Source organism: Caballeronia sp. INML3B, assembly GCF_023631305.1.
Lineage (GTDB): Bacteria > Pseudomonadota > Gammaproteobacteria > Burkholderiales > Burkholderiaceae > Caballeronia > Caballeronia turbans.
In genome coordinates, this window is record NZ_JALQDI010000030.1 from 59,209 (window position 1) to 74,727 (window position 15,519).

The 15,519-nt window shown below is 60.6% G+C and carries 21 protein-coding genes; 2 read left to right on the top strand and 19 right to left on the bottom strand.

Annotated features, from left to right (window positions below; genetic code table 11):
• Position 1: 1 nt before the first annotated feature.
• Together NCS58_RS13305 and NCS58_RS13310 are read right to left on the bottom strand one after the other, a co-directional pair.
• Positions 2–2,233 (bottom strand): cytochrome c biogenesis protein ResB, encoded by a 2,232-nt coding sequence (locus NCS58_RS13305; RefSeq protein ID WP_250538571.1) that lies wholly within the window; start codon positions 2,231–2,233, stop codon positions 2–4.
• Between the two features lie 176 nt (positions 2,234–2,409).
• Positions 2,410–3,078 carry a cytochrome c gene (locus NCS58_RS13310; RefSeq protein WP_250538572.1) on the bottom strand — a complete coding sequence of 223 codons (669 nt, stop codon included), beginning with the start codon at positions 3,076–3,078 and terminating at the stop codon, positions 2,410–2,412.
• 302 nt (positions 3,079–3,380) lie between these two features.
• On the opposite strand from NCS58_RS13310, the gene yihA reads away from it, so the two are divergent.
• The gene (yihA, locus tag NCS58_RS13315; RefSeq protein ID WP_061120215.1) at positions 3,381–4,043 is read left to right on the top strand and encodes a ribosome biogenesis GTP-binding protein YihA/YsxC; all 663 of its coding nucleotides are present in this window, start codon (positions 3,381–3,383) and stop codon (positions 4,041–4,043) included.
• 256 nt (positions 4,044–4,299) lie between these two features.
• On the top strand, positions 4,300–5,298 hold the full coding sequence (hemB, locus tag NCS58_RS13320; protein ID WP_061120216.1) for a porphobilinogen synthase: 999 nt from the start codon (positions 4,300–4,302) through the stop codon (positions 5,296–5,298).
• A gap of 53 nt (positions 5,299–5,351) precedes the next feature.
• On the opposite strand, the gene dsbD is transcribed toward hemB, so the two are convergent.
• The 17 genes from dsbD to rpsN all read right to left on the bottom strand — a co-directional run bounded on the left by dsbD (position 5,352) and on the right by rpsN (position 15,514).
• Complete coding sequence (gene dsbD, locus NCS58_RS13325) at positions 5,352–7,184, bottom strand: protein-disulfide reductase DsbD (protein ID WP_250538573.1); 1,833 nt, start codon at positions 7,182–7,184, stop codon at positions 5,352–5,354.
• Entirely contained in the window at positions 7,177–7,509 is a 333-nt protein-coding gene (cutA, locus tag NCS58_RS13330; protein ID WP_061120236.1) for a divalent-cation tolerance protein CutA, read from the bottom strand. The genes dsbD and cutA overlap by 8 nt, the downstream gene beginning before the upstream one ends.
• A gap of 152 nt (positions 7,510–7,661) precedes the next feature.
• On the bottom strand, positions 7,662–8,057 hold the full coding sequence (rplQ, locus tag NCS58_RS13335; RefSeq protein WP_008344047.1) for a 50S ribosomal protein L17: 396 nt from the start codon (positions 8,055–8,057) through the stop codon (positions 7,662–7,664).
• A gap of 139 nt (positions 8,058–8,196) precedes the next feature.
• The gene (locus NCS58_RS13340) at positions 8,197–9,174 is read right to left on the bottom strand and encodes a DNA-directed RNA polymerase subunit alpha (RefSeq protein ID WP_014192467.1); all 978 of its coding nucleotides are present in this window, start codon (positions 9,172–9,174) and stop codon (positions 8,197–8,199) included.
• 134 nt (positions 9,175–9,308) lie between these two features.
• Positions 9,309–9,932 (bottom strand): 30S ribosomal protein S4, encoded by a 624-nt coding sequence (gene rpsD, locus NCS58_RS13345; RefSeq protein WP_061120219.1) that lies wholly within the window; start codon positions 9,930–9,932, stop codon positions 9,309–9,311.
• Between the two features lie 152 nt (positions 9,933–10,084).
• Positions 10,085–10,489: a 30S ribosomal protein S11 gene (gene rpsK, locus NCS58_RS13350; protein ID WP_035506748.1), complete on the bottom strand. Its 405-nt coding sequence runs from the start codon at positions 10,487–10,489 to the stop codon at positions 10,085–10,087.
• Positions 10,490–10,517: 28 nt separating this feature from the next.
• A complete protein-coding gene (gene rpsM, locus NCS58_RS13355; protein WP_008344037.1) occupies positions 10,518–10,883 on the bottom strand; it encodes a 30S ribosomal protein S13 in 366 nt (121 codons plus the stop codon).
• Positions 10,884–10,924: 41 nt separating this feature from the next.
• A complete protein-coding gene (gene rpmJ / locus NCS58_RS13360; protein WP_004199844.1) occupies positions 10,925–11,041 on the bottom strand; it encodes a 50S ribosomal protein L36 in 117 nt (38 codons plus the stop codon).
• Positions 11,042–11,061: 20 nt separating this feature from the next.
• Positions 11,062–11,280 (bottom strand): translation initiation factor IF-1, encoded by a 219-nt coding sequence (gene infA, locus NCS58_RS13365; RefSeq protein WP_004521905.1) that lies wholly within the window; start codon positions 11,278–11,280, stop codon positions 11,062–11,064.
• Between the two features lie 8 nt (positions 11,281–11,288).
• Entirely contained in the window at positions 11,289–12,635 is a 1,347-nt protein-coding gene (gene secY, locus NCS58_RS13370) for a preprotein translocase subunit SecY (protein ID WP_008343935.1), read from the bottom strand.
• Positions 12,636–12,676: 41 nt separating this feature from the next.
• Positions 12,677–13,111 (bottom strand): 50S ribosomal protein L15, encoded by a 435-nt coding sequence (rplO, locus tag NCS58_RS13375; RefSeq protein ID WP_035506750.1) that lies wholly within the window; start codon positions 13,109–13,111, stop codon positions 12,677–12,679.
• Between the two features lie 31 nt (positions 13,112–13,142).
• Positions 13,143–13,325, bottom strand: coding sequence for a 50S ribosomal protein L30 (gene rpmD, locus NCS58_RS13380; protein WP_006052220.1), 183 nt, complete (start codon positions 13,323–13,325; stop codon positions 13,143–13,145).
• Positions 13,326–13,335: 10 nt separating this feature from the next.
• The gene (gene rpsE / locus NCS58_RS13385) at positions 13,336–13,854 is read right to left on the bottom strand and encodes a 30S ribosomal protein S5 (protein WP_008343875.1); all 519 of its coding nucleotides are present in this window, start codon (positions 13,852–13,854) and stop codon (positions 13,336–13,338) included.
• Between the two features lie 14 nt (positions 13,855–13,868).
• Complete coding sequence (gene rplR, locus NCS58_RS13390) at positions 13,869–14,234, bottom strand: 50S ribosomal protein L18 (RefSeq protein WP_008343872.1); 366 nt, start codon at positions 14,232–14,234, stop codon at positions 13,869–13,871.
• Between the two features lie 12 nt (positions 14,235–14,246).
• Positions 14,247–14,780 carry a 50S ribosomal protein L6 gene (gene rplF / locus NCS58_RS13395; RefSeq protein ID WP_061120221.1) on the bottom strand — a complete coding sequence of 178 codons (534 nt, stop codon included), beginning with the start codon at positions 14,778–14,780 and terminating at the stop codon, positions 14,247–14,249.
• A gap of 18 nt (positions 14,781–14,798) precedes the next feature.
• On the bottom strand, positions 14,799–15,194 hold the full coding sequence (gene rpsH / locus NCS58_RS13400; protein ID WP_035506756.1) for a 30S ribosomal protein S8: 396 nt from the start codon (positions 15,192–15,194) through the stop codon (positions 14,799–14,801).
• Between the two features lie 14 nt (positions 15,195–15,208).
• Positions 15,209–15,514, bottom strand: coding sequence for a 30S ribosomal protein S14 (rpsN, locus tag NCS58_RS13405; RefSeq protein WP_016346471.1), 306 nt, complete (start codon positions 15,512–15,514; stop codon positions 15,209–15,211).
• Positions 15,515–15,519 lie beyond the last annotated feature (5 nt).

Here is a 15,519-nt window from a genome sequence, read left to right on the forward strand (position 1 = left end):
CTTACCGTGTCGAAACTTCCGAGCTCGGAGTCTCGGATTGCGAGTGCGGGGGCGCACTGGATGCCGGGGACGGTTCGGCCGGTTCTGCCGGCTTCGCGTCGAGCGCCGTCGCGATTCGCGCGCGCGTGCGTACGAACTCCTTCTCGAAATCGAACGTCCGGCGCGCCGTGGACATTGCCATCAGCACGCTGGCGCCGCCCTGTCCTGCATCTTTGAGCCAGAACCAGAGCCGGCGTTCGCGGACGTAGAACATCGAGAAAATCCCGACCACCAGCAGAAGGCTGCCAAGATACACCAGATTTTTACCCGGCGCGCGCGTCAACTGGAATACCGAAGCTTGCACCTGCCTGAAGTTGTCCAGTTGCAGAAAGACGGGCGAACCGTACAGAAAGCTGTCGGAAAGCGCGTTGATGGACGCCTGAACGAACGCGGAGTTCTTGTCATCCACTTTAGCGTCGGGCTGGCCGTTTTGCTCTCGGGAAATCTGCCATACGTCCCACATCGCGCCTTCGAGCATGCGCATCAAAAGGCCCGCGGCTTTTTCCTGCTCACCCTTCGGCACCGAGCGGTCGATGAACGTCGCGATGCTCTGAAAGCCGCCAATCATCTGGGGATTCGTCGTCGCCTTGCCTGTTTCGTCGACGCCGGCGAAGAGATTCAGCACGCGAACCGCGCTTTCTTCCAGATGTTCCTGCAATTCGCGGTTTTCCTGCGGTACCGAGCGCAACGCGAAACGATGCGCGGCTGCGGCGCGCGTCGCGGGCGTGGCAAGCGCGGCGCGCAGGTCCATCCACTGTTTGATCGTGCCCTGTTCGTCGGCGGGAATGCGCAAGTAGCGGAATGGATCGTTCGGGCTCACGCGCATGCCCGCGAGGAACATGCGCTGCCCGCTCACGTCGACCGGCAGCATGTAATTGCTGTACTCGCGCGCCTGACCGTCCGTACCGCGCACCTTGTATTGCACCGAAGGGCCGATGTTGCGTAGATCCGTCGGCTTCGAGGTCTTCGCGCCGGAGCCGAGACGCTCGTCGAACGCGTCGCGCAGCGTTTCCTGCTTGCCGACGCCGCGCGCGTCCGGCGCGCCGCTGCCGTCTGTCATGTTCTCGACGTTGATCGCGCGGAAATCCGTGAACTCGACGGTTTCACCCTGCGCGCCGGTGAACTGCGTGCCGATGGGCGACGTGCCGCCGATCGTGCCGTTGAAAGGCTCGGTCTTCGCGCTGCCGCCGGCCATCGGCCACGCGGTCATTTCGAGCTTCGAGCCGCCGTCCTGAAAGCTCGACTGATAGATCGAGATGCCGTCGTACGTGAACGGCTTGTTCACCTCGACGCGCGCCGGAATGCGCTTGCCCGTCTTGTGATCGATCACGACGATGTCGCTCGCGAAGAGCTTCGGCATGCCGGTCGAGTAATAATCGACGATGAACTTGTTCAACTGAATCGAGAAGGGCAGATCCTGAATGATCGAGCCGTCCTGCTGATTCAGGATCGCCGTGCCGACGTTTTGCCCTTCCGGCACCCACGCGTAGCCGCGGAAAGTCGGGTTCGACGTCGAAAGACGATGCTCGCGCGGAATGTCGTTGATGACGGCGTTGCTGTTGATCGGCGTCTTGTTGAACATCCACATCTGCAATTTGATGGGCAGATTGCTGTCGAGCAGCCCTCCGATACAGATCACGACGATCGCGACGTGCGCCGAGATATAGCCGATCTTCGTCATCGCGCCGCGCTTGCCGGCGATGAGCGTCGCGCCGTTGTCGGTCTGGCGCGTGACGGTGCGGTAGCCCATCTTCGCGGCGAGCCGCTCGAGCGTCGCGGCTGTCTGCGCGCGGTTCGTCGAAACCGTGAATTCGCCCTTGTGATGGAATGCGCGCAGGCCGCCTTCATGCACGCGATCCTTCCAGCTCTTGAGGTCCGCGATCATCTTCGGGCTATTGCGCACGACGCACAGCGACACCGAAATCACGAGGAAGATCAGGATGAGCATGAACCACCACGCGCTGTACACGTTGTAGAGGCTCAGGCCGCGGAAGATGTCGGCCCAGAACGGACCGAACTGATTCACGTAGTTGGGATACGGGTCTTCTTGCGTGAGCACCGTACCGATGATGCTCGCGATCGCCAGAATGACGAGCAACGCGATGGCGAAGCGCATCGAACTGACGAGTTCGACGAAATGTCGGATGGCCCGACGGGCCGACTTCGACTGCAAACTCGATGTGGTGACGCTCATTCAAACTCCGGCTGGACAGCAAAAAAGGGTGGAGACGCTGGCGGTCTCATCGACCGACGTCCCACCCTTTTCTTGTTCTCGCGCCGGCCTTCTCGGATCTTCCCGGGACCGGCTTCGTAGTATGGGCGATTCCCGCGATTGCCGCCGGGAACCGCTGGACGCTGACTGCTGCGCGCTTAATGCAAGCCGGCGATGTAGTCGGCAACCGCCTTCATCTCCGCTTCGTTCAGGCGCGAGGAAATCTGGTGCATCGGCTCACTGTTGGCGCGTTGTCCCGATGCGAAGGCGTTCAACTGTGCCACCGTGTAGTCGCCCCACTGCCACGACAGCCGCGGATACTGCACCGGAATGCCCATGCCGGTCGCACCGTGGCAAGCCGCGCACGCTGGCACGCCCTTGTCCGCGATGCCGCCGCGGTAAATTTTCTGACCCAGCGCGACGTCGTTCTTGTCACGCGCGTAGTTGGGCTTGGCCTTCTGCGACGCGAAATACGCCGCGACGTTCACCATGTCCTGATCCGACAGCGCGCCCGCAATGCCCGCCATGATCGGATTGTTGCGCGCCGGCGCCTTCGCGCCCGGCTGCGTCTTGTAATCCTTCAACTGCTTGACGATGTATTCGGCGTGCTGCCCCGCGAGTTTCGGAAACGCGGCGCCGGCGCTGTTGCCGTCCGCTGCGTGACACGCCGCGCACACCTGGGTCGCGATGGCCTGGCCTCGCGCCACATCCGGCTTCGCCGCTTGGGCAGGCTCCGCCGCATTCACCGACACCGCTAGTCCACTCAAACCCGCACCGAAAGCCGCCGCTGCTCGAATCACCACCAGAGACCTGTACAGTCGGTTCATTCGCGTACCCTGTTTTTCGTCTTGTGAGAATGTGAGGTTCTGCAAAAAACGACGGCGACCGATTATCACCGCAAGATACCCGAACTCGCTGAACGAAGAGGCTCAAAAAGTGCCCCGAAAACTGTCTCGCTCCTCTGTGGGTGCCGCCTGCGGCCTGGGTCTTGCGTGCCCGTGCTGGTCTTTAAAAATCCGTCGTATTGTACAATAACCCGCTCCACGCAAAGACGCCAGTCGGGGCATGCCCAGTATGTGCCGGGTTCTCAAGGCTTGAAGTTTTCGCAGCTCTTTCGATTGGGCCCGCCATGTCATTTCTGCTTCACCAATCCCGCTTCTTCACGACCGTCAATCATTTGCGCGATCTGCCGCCGACGCCGCAGCCCGAAATCGCGTTCGGGGGACGCTCGAACGCTGGAAAATCGACGGCCATCAACATTCTGTGCAACCAGAAGCGGCTCGCGTTCGCCAGTAAGACGCCGGGACGCACGCAGCACATCAACTACTTCTCCGTAGGGCCGGAAGCCGCGCCGACCGGCTATCTCGTCGATCTTCCCGGCTACGGTTACGCCGAAGTGCCGGGCGCCGCGAAGGAGCACTGGCAGCGTCTGTTGTCGACTTACCTCCAGAGCCGAGCTCAACTACGCGGCATGATCCTGATGATGGATTCGCGCCGGCCGCTTACCGACCTCGATCGCATCATGATCGACTGGTTCGCGCCGACCGGAAAGCCGATTCACGCGCTGCTCACAAAATGCGACAAATTGACGCGACAGGAGATGACCAACGCCCTGCGCGCGACGAAGAAGTCGCTGGCCGAATACAAGGATGCGGGCTATCGCGGCGAACTCACGGTGCAACTCTTCTCCGCGCTCAAGCGCACTGGACTCGAAGAAGCGCACGAACAGATCGAAAGCTGGCTGATGCCCGGGGAAGCCGGCGAGAACGCGTCACAAGACGCAGCCGGATGAAACGTCGCGAGCACGCGGCGGCATAAAAAAACCCGCCGCATGACGGCGGGTTAACAGCCTAATCGAACATCGACAGGCACCCGCTCAGGGAGGAGAAGCGGGGAGTCCGGCGGCAAGCGCCTCGCTCGATCGGTATGATATACCATTGTCTCAAAACGGTTTCAGACGCGTCCAAGTGCTTGTTCGGCAAGGATTTACGCATTTCAGAAAGCCGTTTTTGCGATCTCCCGAAGACCATTCCAATTCGAGTCAAGACATGAGCTTCTACCCCCACCATCGCCCGCGCCGGATGCGCCGGGATGACTTCTCACGCCGTCTGATGCGCGAGAACCTCCTCACGACGAACGACCTCATTTATCCGGTGTTCATCGTCGAAGGCACGAATGTGCGCCAAGCGGTGCCGTCGATGCCGGGCGTCGAGCGCACATCCGTCGATCTCCTCATGAAGGTCGCCGAGCAGTGCGTCGAACTGGGTGTGCCGGTGCTGTCGCTCTTTCCGGCGATCGAGCCGTCGATCAAAACGCCGGATGGCCGCGAAGCCACGAATCCGGAAGGTCTTATTCCGCGCGCCGTGCGCGAGCTGAAAAAAAACTTCCCGATGCTCGGCGTGCTGACGGACGTCGCGCTCGATCCGTACACGAGCCATGGCCAGGACGGCGTGCTCGACGAGGAAGGCTACGTGAAGAACGACGAAACGAGCGAAATTCTCGTCGAGCAGGCGCGCACGCAGGCGGAAGCGGGTGTCGATATCGTGGCGCCGTCGGACATGATGGACGGTCGCATCGGTGCGATCCGCGAGATGCTCGAAAGTGAGAACCACATCCACACGCGCATCATGGCGTACGCGGCGAAGTACGCGTCGGCCTTCTACGGCCCGTTCCGCGACGCAGTCGGCTCGGCCGCGAATCTCGGCAAGGGCAACAAAATGACGTATCAGATGGACCCGGCCAACTCCGATGAAGCGATGCGCGAAGTGCGCATGGACATCGAGGAAGGCGCGGACATGGTGATGGTCAAGCCGGGCATGCCGTATCTCGACATCGTGCGCCGCGTGAAGGACGAATTCCGCTTCCCGACGTACGCGTATCAGGTCAGCGGCGAGTACGCGATGATCAAGGCCGCGTCGCAAAACGGCTGGATCGACCACGACAAGGTGATGATGGAAGCGCTGCTCGCGTTCAAACGCGCGGGCGCGGATGGCGTGCTGACGTATTTCGCGCTGGATGCGGCGCGAATTCTGCGGGCGTCGAAGTGAGTCTCTGAGTGGCGATATGAAGAGGGCGATGCTCGATGCATCGCCCTTTTTTTTTATCCGTTCGACGTCCCGACCCGGTCGAGACTCTTCAGGAAAGTATCGGCCGATTCGTACCCGACCACGCGGGCGACTTCGTTGCCTTGCGCATCGAAGAAGATGATGCCCGGCGGCCCGAAAAGCTTGAAGCGCTTGAGAAGCGCCTGGTCGTCCGCGTTGTTGGCGGTCACGTCGGCGCGCAGAAGATTCAACTGCGCGAGCCGCGCTTGCACGCGGGCATCGGAGAAAGTCAGCTTCTCCATCTCCTTGCAGGAGACGCACCAATCGGCGTAGAAGTCGAGCATCGCAGGTCGCGCGGCGGCCTTCACGGCGGAATCCAGCTCCGCCGACGAACGCACCAGCGCGAACGTGGGTCCTTCCGCTTGCGCATTCGCAGACGCGGACGACGCGCCTCGGGAAGCGAGGACCGCGAGCGGGCGCAGCGGATCCGTCGAACCCGCAGCAAGGCCGACGAGCAGCGTCGCGGCCCAGACCGCGAACGCCGCGGCGAGCCCGCGTCCGAGTCGTTTCCAGACGCCGACAGGCGTCGACGTGCCCGACGAGAACAATCCGAGCGATGCAGCCGCGATCAAAAGCCACAACGCCACGAGCAGCATCTGCGCGACACCGCCGATAACCGGCCACACGATCCACAGCGCGGCCGCGAGCAGGACCACGCCGAAGAACACCTTCACGCCGTCCATCCAGGCGCCCGCGCGAGGCAGGACCGATCCCGCGCCCAAGCCGATGATCAAAAGCGGCACGCCTAGCCCGATACCCATCGCGAAAAGCGCCGCGCCGCCGAGCACGGCGTTGCCGGTATGCGCGATGAATGCGAGCACCGCGAAAAGCGGCGCTGTCATGCACGCGCCGACGACGAGCGCGGATAACGCGCCCATCACCGCCACCGCCGCAAACTTGCCGCCGCTGCGCTTCTGCGACGCCTCGTTCACACCGCTTTGCCAGCGTTCGGGCAACGCGATATCGACGCCTGAAATCAGCGCGACTGCAAACGCCGCGAGCAGCAGGCCGAACGCGCCGAGCACCCAGGGATTCTGCAACCACGCGCCGAGGCTTTGTCCGATCAGCGCGGCAACGATACCGAGCACCGTGTAGACGAGCGCCATGCCGATCACATACGAAACCGACAGCGCGAACCCGCGCGAACGCGTTACGCGCGCGCCCTCTCCGACGATGATCGCGGACAGAATCGGAATCATCGGATACGAGCACGGCAAGAGGCTCAGCACCATGCCGGCCAGAAAATACATGCCGACGACCGTGAGGAATCCGCCGCCTTCGAGCATGGACTGCGCGTAGTCCGCGCTCGTTGCGCGCTCGAACCACGAACTGTCCGTGTCTGCCTTGGGGCCAGTCGGCGCGACGCCTGCCGGTTGCAGCGCGTCGCCTCTGACACGGTAGGTCTTCTCCATCGGCGGATAGCAGATGCCCTGATCCGCGCATCCTTGCGACGTCACCGCGAGTTCGAAAGGACCCTTTGCCTGCATGACGGGAATGCGGATGTGCAACTCTCCGCGATAGGTCTCGACGTCCTTGTTGAACGTCTGATCGAAGTGGACTTTGCCCGCCGGCAGTTGCGCAGCGCCGATGGTCGCATCGCCGCTCTTCACGGCGAACGCGAAGCGCTCACGGTACATGTAGTAGCCGTCGGCGATCTTGTAGCGCACGTCCACTTCGCCGGGCTTCTCCGATGCGCTGAACCTGAACGCGACATCGGGATCGAGGAAATCGTCCGCTGCGCGCGCGGCGCCCGACAGCAATGCGAACGCTGCCAGAAACAGGAACGCGCCGAAGAATCGCCGCGCGAAAAGACGGGAAAACTCACACATGAAGAGGGCGCTGCGTTTCTGCGTTGACCCACTGACCGTAGCCGGGCGATGCGTTCACCTGCCAGACGAGGATTTCGGGTGTTTCGTACGGATGCCGAGCCTCGACGAAGCGCTGCAACTCTTCGCTGCGCGCGATGCTCGTCTTGAACAACAACTGCACTTCCTGCGACGACTCCAGCGCGCCCTTCCAGTGATACTGCGAGGACACCGCGCCGAGGCTCGTCACGCACGCGGCGAGCCGCGCGTCCAGCGCAGCCTGCGCGAGCGCATCGGCCGCGGCGGCGTCAGGCAGCGTGGAAAGAATCAAAACGACAGGAACGTTCACGCGGTACTCCCAAAACGGCAGACTAGCCATCTATCGTAGCATCGGCGGCTGACACACACTTTTACGCATCGGCGCGCCGCAACGTCGCAGGCAGAAAGCAAAAAAGGCCAAGCATCGAGCCTGGCCTTTCTGCTAACAGCTGGAAACGGAATTTATTCCGCTTCTTGCACTTCTTCCGTTTCTTCGACTTCCGGGCGATCCATCAACTGGACCAGCGCCATCGGGGCGTTGTCGCCGACGCGGAAACCGAACTTCAGGATGCTGAGGTAGCCGCCCGGACGGTTCGCGTAGCGCGGGCCGAGGACGTCGAACAGCTTCGCGACGGAATCACGATCGCGCAGGCGGTTGAACGCCAGACGGCGGTTCGCGAGCGACGGCTTCTTGCCGAGCGTGATGAGGGGCTCGACGACCTTGCGCAGTTCCTTGGCCTTCGGCAGCGTCGTCTTGATGACTTCGTGCTCGATGAGCGAATTGGACATATTGCGGAGCATTGCCAGACGATGGCTGCTCGTGCGGTTCAGTTTCCGCAGACCATGCTTATGACGCATTTTCAGTTCCTTTAACGAGTTTTGATCCAGCTCTTCTATTGCGCCCTACATCAGCGCACGGGCCGGTCGAAAATAAAGCAAGACGCGGATTTTAAAGCAGAATCCGCGTCTTTGCAAAGTTACGCAGCGACTTCGTCTATTACTTGTCGAGACCAGCCGGCGGCCAGTTTTCGAGCTTCATACCCAGCGTCAGACCGCGCGAAGCGAGCACTTCCTTGATTTCGTTCAGCGACTTGCGGCCCAGGTTCGGCGTCTTCAGCAGCTCGTTTTCCGTGCGCTGGATCAGATCGCCGATGTAATAGATGTTCTCGGCCTTCAGGCAGTTCGCGGAACGAACCGTGAGTTCGAGGTCATCCACCGGACGCAGGAGGATCGGATCGATCTGCGGCGCGCGCGACGGCGCTTCCGCTGCCGCTTCGGTGCCTTCGAGCGCGGCGAACACCGACAACTGGTCGACCAGAATACGAGCCGACTGGCGAATCGCTTCTTCCGGCGAAATCACGCCGTTGGTCTCGATGTTCATCACGAGCTTGTCGAGGTCGGTACGCTGTTCGACGCGCGCGCTTTCCACCGCATAACTCACGCGGCGAACCGGCGAGAACGACGCGTCCAGCACGATGCGGCCGATGATCTTCGCCGACTCTTCACCGTAACGACGCACGTTGCCCGGCACATAGCCGCGGCCCTTTTCGATCTTGATCTGAACGTCGAGCTTGCCGCCCTTCGACAGGTGTGCGACTACGTGCTCCGGGTTGATCACCTCGCAGTCGTGCGCGAGTTCGATATCGCCGGCCGTCACGAGCCCTTCGCCTTCCTTGCGCAGCGTCACCGTGACTTCATCGCGGTTGTGCAGCTTGAAGACGACGCCCTTCAGGTTCAACAGCAGGTTGACCACATCCTCTTGCACACCATCGAGCGTCGAGTATTCATGCACGACGCCTGCGATCGTCACTTCGGTCGGCGCGTAGCCGATCATCGACGACAGCAGCACGCGCCGAAGCGCGTTACCCAAGGTGTGGCCATAGCCGCGTTCGAACGGCTCCATAACCACCTTCGCATGGTTTTCACCAAGCGATTCAACTGCAATGATCTTGGGCTTCAACAAACTGGTTTGCATAGGTTTTCCTTTTCAATACCCTCGGCTCGTTACACCGATAAGGCTGACCGGTAACAACCTGAAAATAAACAGCCGAGGCCACCCCTTGCCACGAGCAATCAGGCTCCCCGGCTGTTAATCCATTACCGCCGCGATTAACGCGAATACAATTCGACGATCAGGCTTTCGTTGATGTCGCCAGCGATGTCGCTACGCTCCGGCATCGACTTGAACGTGCCTTCGAACTTCTTCGCGTCGACCGACACCCAGCTCGGCATTCCGCCTTGCTCGGCCAGCGACAGGGCTTCGACGATACGAGCCTGCTTGCGCGACTGCTCGCGCACGGACACGACGTCGCCCGACTTCACTTGCATCGACGGAATGTTCACGACTTGGCCGTTCACCATGATCGACTTGTGGCTCACGAGCTGACGCGCTTCGGCGCGCGTCGAGCCGAAGCCCATGCGATAGACGACGTTGTCGAGACGCGATTCGAGCAATTGCAGCAGGTTTTCGCCCGTCGGACCCTTGCGGCGGTCGGCTTCAGCGAAGTAGCGGCGGAACTGACGCTCCAGCACGCCGTAGATACGCTTCACTTTCTGCTTCTCGCGCAACTGGGTGCCGTAGTCGGACGTACGCGCGCCCGAGGTGCGGCCGTGCTGGCCGGGCTTGCTGTCGAGCTTGCACTTGTCAGCGAGGGAGCGGCGTGCGCTCTTCAGGAACAGATCGGTGCCTTCACGGCGGGACAGTTTTGCTTTGGGACCGGTATAGCGTGCCACTTTGCATCCTTAAATATTGATCACGCACACTTTCGTCTGCGCTAGTCCGAACCCCTTGGGCCGAACGGTGGGCTTAGTCAAAACTTCATAACGCACGAAACCCGCCGATACTTTCGCATCGACAGGAAAACGTGCGGTCGCGTCGTCGGACTTTAGATACGACGGCGCTTCGGCGGACGGCAGCCGTTGTGCGGGACCGGCGTCACGTCGGAGATCGCGGTGATCTTGATGCCAAGACCATGCAGCGCGCGCACCGCCGATTCGCGGCCAGGACCGGGGCCCTTGATCCGCACTTCGAGGTTCTTCACGCCGTATTCCAATGCCACGCGGCCAGCCGATTCGGCTGCGACCTGAGCTGCAAACGGCGTCGACTTACGCGAGCCCTTGAAGCCCTGACCACCCGAGGTCGCCCATGCCAGCGCGTTACCTTGACGGTCAGTGATCGTGATAATGGTGTTGTTGAACGACGCGTGAACGTGAACCACGCCCTCGGCGACGTTCTTCTTGACCTTCTTGCGAACGCGTTGCGCCGCGGAGTTGTTCGAAGCCTTAGCCATTACGTTTTCCTGTAACTGTCAGTTCCGCTTACTTCTTCAGCGATTGCGCTGCACGACGCGGACCCTTACGGGTACGGGCATTCGTGCGCGTACGCTGGCCACGCAGGGGCAGACCCTTGCGATGGCGCATGCCGCGGTAGCAACCCAAGTCCATCAGGCGCTTGATATTCATCGTCACTTCACGACGCAGGTCGCCTTCGACGATGAACTTGCCCACTTCGTCACGCAGCTTTTCGAGGTCTGCGTCAGTGAGGTCCTTGACCTTCTTCGAAAATTCCACACCAGCTGCCGTGCAAATGCCGCGGGAACGCGTGCGACCGATGCCGAAGATTGCCGTCAGGCCGATCTCGGTATGCTGGTGATTCGGGATGTTAACCCCTGCGATACGAGCCATTGTTTTTCCTCAAACAAAAAGCGCAAGCAAAAGCGCGGCGTTCAGCCTTGACGCTGTTTGTGGCGCGGATCAGAGCTGCAAATCACGCGCACAACGCCCTTGCGCTTGATGATCTTGCAATTGCGGCAAATGCGCTTAACCGATGCCATCACTTTCATGATATTACCCTTTTTTCAAATCACTTCGCCCGGAACACGATCCGTGCACGAGACAGATCGTAAGGCGTCAATTCAACCGTAACCTTGTCGCCCGGCAGGATGCGGATGTAGTGCATCCGCATCTTTCCGGAGATATGTCCCAGGACGACATGGCCATTTTCCAATTTCACCCGGAAAGTAGCGTTGGGAAGGTTTTCGATGACCTCACCCTGCATCTGGATAACATCGTCTTTGGCCATAGTCCTTATTAACGCATCGGGACGTTGCCACCCTTGAAGTTTGCCTTCTTGAGCAGCGATTCATATTGTTGCGACATAACGTACGACTGCACCTGAGCCATGAAGTCCATCGTGACGACGACAATGATCAGCAGCGACGTTCCACCAAAATAAAACGGCACGTTCCAGCGCAACACCAGAAACTCAGGCAGCAGGCACACGAATACGATGTAGATCGCACCAGCCAGCGTGAGACGCGTCAGGATGCGGTCGATATATCGTGCAGTCTGATCGCCCGGACGGATACCCGGAACGAAAGCACCGCTCTTCTTCAAGTTGTCGGCGGTCTCTCGGCTGTTGAACACCAGTGCGGTGTAGAAGAAGCAGAAGAAAACGATCGCCAACGCATACAGCAGCACGTACACGGGCTGACCGGGCTTCAGCGCCTCGGCCACGTTGTGCAGCGTGTTCGCGAACCAGTTGGTGCGCGTACCCGAACTGAACCAGTTCAGGATGGTTGCCGGGAAGAGAATGATCGACGATGCGAAGATCGGCGGAATCACACCCGACATGTTCAGCTTCAGCGGCAGATGAGATGACTGTCCGCCGTAAATCTTGTTACCGACCTGGCGCTTAGCGTAGTTCACGAGGATCTTGCGTTGACCGCGTTCGATGAACACGACCAGATACGTGACCGCCGCGATCAACACGACGATGATGATCGCCGAGATGATGCTCATCGAACCGGTGCGAACCAGCTCGAACAGGCCACCGATTGCGTTCGGGAAGCCCGCCGCGATACCACCGAAGATGATGATCGAGATGCCGTTGCCGAGACCGCGCTCCGTGATCTGCTCACCGAGCCACATCAGGAACATCGTGCCCGTCACCAGCGTGACGACCGTCGTCAGCCGGAACACCATGCCGGGGTCCAGCACCAAAGCCGGCTGATTTTCCAGCGCAACCGCGATACCGAACGCCTGGAAGGTCGCCAGAACCACCGTAAAGATACGCGTGTACTGCGTGATCTTCCGTTGTCCCGCTTGCCCTTCCTTCTTCAACGCCTCCATCTGCGGCGACACGATCGACAGCAACTGCATGATGATCGACGCCGAAATGTAGGGCATGATGCCCAGTGCAAAGATCGTGAATCGCGACAGCGCGCCACCCGAGAACATGTTGAACATGCCCAGGATGCCGCCTGACTGGCTTTGGAACAGCTTGGCCAGTTGATCCGGATCGATGCCGGGTACCGGAATATGCGCACCAATGCGGTAGACGATCAGCGCCAGCAGCAGGAACACTGCACGCCGACGCAGATCGCCGAATTTCGCCGCGCTTCGACCGGTTTTTGCGAGACTCGGGCTGTTAGCCAAGTACCTTCTCCGATGCTAGTGCTAGTAACGGCGAAAGCGCGTTACTCGGCGAACGAGCCGCCAGCGGCTTCGATTGCCTCACGGGCGCCCTTCGTTGCCGTCAGGCCCTTCACCGTGACCTTGCGCGTAATCTCGCCGGTCTTGATGATCTTTGCGCTCTTGATGAGTTCGCCGACCAGACCCGCTTGCTTCAGCGCCAACAGATCGATTTCGTCGACCGGCAGCTTTTCCAGATCAGAGAGGCGCACTTCACCGACGAATTCCTTCGTCAGCGAGGTAAAGCCACGCTTCGGCAGACGACGCTGCAGAGGCATCTGACCGCCTTCGAAGCCGACCTTGTGAAAGCCGCCCGAACGCGATTTCTGACCCTTATGGCCGCGGCCGGCGGTCTTGCCGAGGCCCGAACCAATACCGCGACCGACGCGACGCTTAGCGTGCTTCGCGCCTTCTGCCGGCTTCAGGTTATTCAATTCCATGTTCAACTCCTTGGATCCTAGGGTCAGCCGCTTAGCTGATGACCTTAACGAGGTACGAAACCTTGTTGATCATCCCGCGCACTGCCGGCGTGTCCTGCAACTCGGAGACCGAGTTGAGGCGGCGCAGGCCGAGGCCACGCACCGTCGCCCGGTGCGTTTCGCGGGTCCCGATCAGACTCTTGACGAGCTGAACCTTGACAGTTTTTTCAGACATGGTGACCACCTTAGCCCAGAATGTCTTCGACGGACTTACCACGCTTCGCCGCGATGTCGGCCGGGGTCGACTGCTTGCGCAGACCGTCCAGCGTTGCGCGAACGAGGTTGTACGGGTTCGTCGAACCGTGGCTCTTGGCCACAACGTTTTGCACGCCCATCACGTCGAACACTGCGCGCATCGGGCCGCCAGCGATCACGCCGGTACCGTCCTTCGCCGGAGCGAGGAGGACCGCCGATGCGCCGTGCTTGCCGTGCACTTCGTGTTGCAGCGTGCCGTTCTTCAGGGGCACCTTGAACATGTTGCGGCGGGCCTGTTCCATTGCCTTTTGAACGGCGACCGGAACTTCCTTGGCCTTGCCCTTGCCCATGCCGATCCGGCCGTCACCGTCGCCAACCACGGTCAGTGCGGCGAAGCCGAGAATCCGGCCACCCTTCACGACCTTGGTCACGCGGTTGACCGAAATCATCTTTTCGCGCAGGCCGTCGTCGCGTTCGTCAGCCTGAACTTTCGCTTGCATCTTTGCCATGACGAATTCTTCCCTTAGAACTTGAGCCCGGCTTCACGCGCCGCATCAGCCAGCGCCTTCACGCGGCCGTGGTAGCGGAAACCCGAGCGGTCAAAGGCGACGGATTCGATGCCGGCAGCCTTGGCCTTTTCGGCGATACGCTTGCCGATCAGGGTCGCAGCATTGACGTTGCCGCCCTTGCCCGACTTGTCGGCGAGTTCAGCGCGCACTTCAGCTTCGAGCGTCGAGGCGCTAGCCACGACTTTCGTACCGCATGCCGAGAACACTTGCGCGTAGATATGCGTATTCGTGCGATGCACGGCCAGACGCGGAACCTGCAGCTCAGCGATCTTGATACGCGTCTGACGAGCGCGGCGCAGGCGAGATTGAGTCTTATCCATGATTGCGCACCCTTACTTCTTCTTCGTTTCTTTGAGGATCACGACCTCGTCGGAATAGCGCACGCCTTTGCCCTTGTACGGCTCAGGCGGACGATAGCCGCGCACTTCTGCTGCGGTCTGTCCGACTTTCTGCTTGTCGATCCCCTTGATCACGATTTCGGTCTGCGACGGGGTTTCAGCCTTGACGCCTTCCGGCATCTGGTGCACCACGGGGTGCGAGAAACCCAGCGACAGGTTCAGCTTGTCGCCTTGCGCTTGCGCACGATAACCAACGCCAACCAGCGTCAGCTTGCGCTCGAAACCCTTGGTGACGCCCTGCACCATGTTCGCCACCAGGGCGCGCATCGTGCCGGACATCGCGTTCGCTTCACGACTTTCGTCGGCCGGAGCGAGTTTCAACGTGCCGTTGTCGTTCGTCACGGTCACCAGCTTGTTGGCCGGTTGCGAGATCGTGCCGAGCGGGCCCTTAACGGTGATGACGTCGCCCTTGATGGCCACTTCGGCGCCTTGCGGCAGCGCGATCGGGCTTTTACCTACTCGAGACATGTTTCTTCTCCTTAGGCGTTAAGCGACGTAGCAGATGACTTCACCGCCGACGCCATTCTGGCGCGCCTTGCGGTCGGTCATCACACCCTTCGGCGTCGACACGATTGCAACGCCGAGGCCATTCATGACCTGCGGAATGTCGTTGCGACCGCGGTACACGCGCAGACCAGGCTTCGAGACGCGCTCGAGGCGCTCGATCACCGGACGGCCAGCGTAGTACTTCAACGCGATGTTCAATTCGATCTTCGCGCCTTCAGCTTTCACTGCGAAGTCGTCGATATAACCTTCGTCCTTCAAAACCTGCGCAATCGCAACCTTGACTTTCGACGAGGGCATAGTCACCGAAACCTTCTCGACCATCTGCGCATTGCGGATGCGAGTCAGCATATCGGCGATAGGATCACTCATGCTCATTTATGTTTCTCCTATTACCAGCTCGCCTTGGTCAGGCCAGGGATTTCGCCGCGGAAAGCGATTTCACGAATCTTGCCGCGTGCGAGTCCGAACTTACGGAACGTGCCACGCGGGCGACCCGTGATCGCGCAGCGGTTACGCTTGCGAGTGGGGTTCGAGTTACGCGGCAGTTGTTGCAGCGCCAGACGCGCGAAGTAACGCTCTTCGTCCGACTTGCTTGCGTCATCGATCACAGCCTTCAGCTCAGCACGCTTCGGAGCGTACTTGGCTGCCAGGCGCGCGCGCTTCTTTTCACGTTCGATCAGTGCCAGTTTAGCCACGGTAA

Excerpts from the sequence above, each read along its gene's own strand:
- rplF (WP_061120221.1), bottom strand. The coding sequence starts at position 14,780 with ATGTCTCGAGTAGGTAAAAGCCCGATCGCGCTGCCGCAAGGCGCCGAA.
- rpsE (WP_008343875.1), bottom strand. The coding sequence starts at position 13,854 with ATGGCAAAGATGCAAGCGAAAGTTCAGGCTGACGAACGCGACGACGGC.
- rpmD (WP_006052220.1), bottom strand. The coding sequence starts at position 13,325 with ATGTCTGAAAAAACTGTCAAGGTTCAGCTCGTCAAGAGTCTGATCGGG.
- rplO (WP_035506750.1), bottom strand. The coding sequence starts at position 13,111 with ATGGAATTGAATAACCTGAAGCCGGCAGAAGGCGCGAAGCACGCTAAG.
- rpsM (WP_008344037.1), bottom strand. The coding sequence starts at position 10,883 with ATGGCTCGTATCGCAGGGGTTAACATCCCGAATCACCAGCATACCGAG.
- yihA (WP_061120215.1), top strand. The coding sequence starts at position 3,381 with ATGTCATTTCTGCTTCACCAATCCCGCTTCTTCACGACCGTCAATCAT.
- NCS58_RS13310 (WP_250538572.1), bottom strand. The coding sequence starts at position 3,078 with ATGAACCGACTGTACAGGTCTCTGGTGGTGATTCGAGCAGCGGCGGCT.
- infA (WP_004521905.1), bottom strand. The coding sequence starts at position 11,280 with ATGGCCAAAGACGATGTTATCCAGATGCAGGGTGAGGTCATCGAAAAC.
- rplR (WP_008343872.1), bottom strand. The coding sequence starts at position 14,234 with ATGGATAAGACTCAATCTCGCCTGCGCCGCGCTCGTCAGACGCGTATC.
- NCS58_RS13340 (WP_014192467.1), bottom strand. The coding sequence starts at position 9,174 with ATGCAAACCAGTTTGTTGAAGCCCAAGATCATTGCAGTTGAATCGCTT.
- hemB (WP_061120216.1), top strand. The coding sequence starts at position 4,300 with ATGAGCTTCTACCCCCACCATCGCCCGCGCCGGATGCGCCGGGATGAC.
- rplQ (WP_008344047.1), bottom strand. The coding sequence starts at position 8,057 with ATGCGTCATAAGCATGGTCTGCGGAAACTGAACCGCACGAGCAGCCAT.
- rpsH (WP_035506756.1), bottom strand. The coding sequence starts at position 15,194 with ATGAGCATGAGTGATCCTATCGCCGATATGCTGACTCGCATCCGCAAT.
- rpsK (WP_035506748.1), bottom strand. The coding sequence starts at position 10,489 with ATGGCTAAGGCTTCGAACAACTCCGCGGCGCAACGCGTTCGCAAGAAG.
- dsbD (WP_250538573.1), bottom strand. The coding sequence starts at position 7,184 with ATGTGTGAGTTTTCCCGTCTTTTCGCGCGGCGATTCTTCGGCGCGTTC.
- rpmJ (WP_004199844.1), bottom strand. The coding sequence starts at position 11,041 with ATGAAAGTGATGGCATCGGTTAAGCGCATTTGCCGCAATTGCAAGATC.
- NCS58_RS13305 (WP_250538571.1), bottom strand. The coding sequence starts at position 2,233 with ATGAGCGTCACCACATCGAGTTTGCAGTCGAAGTCGGCCCGTCGGGCC.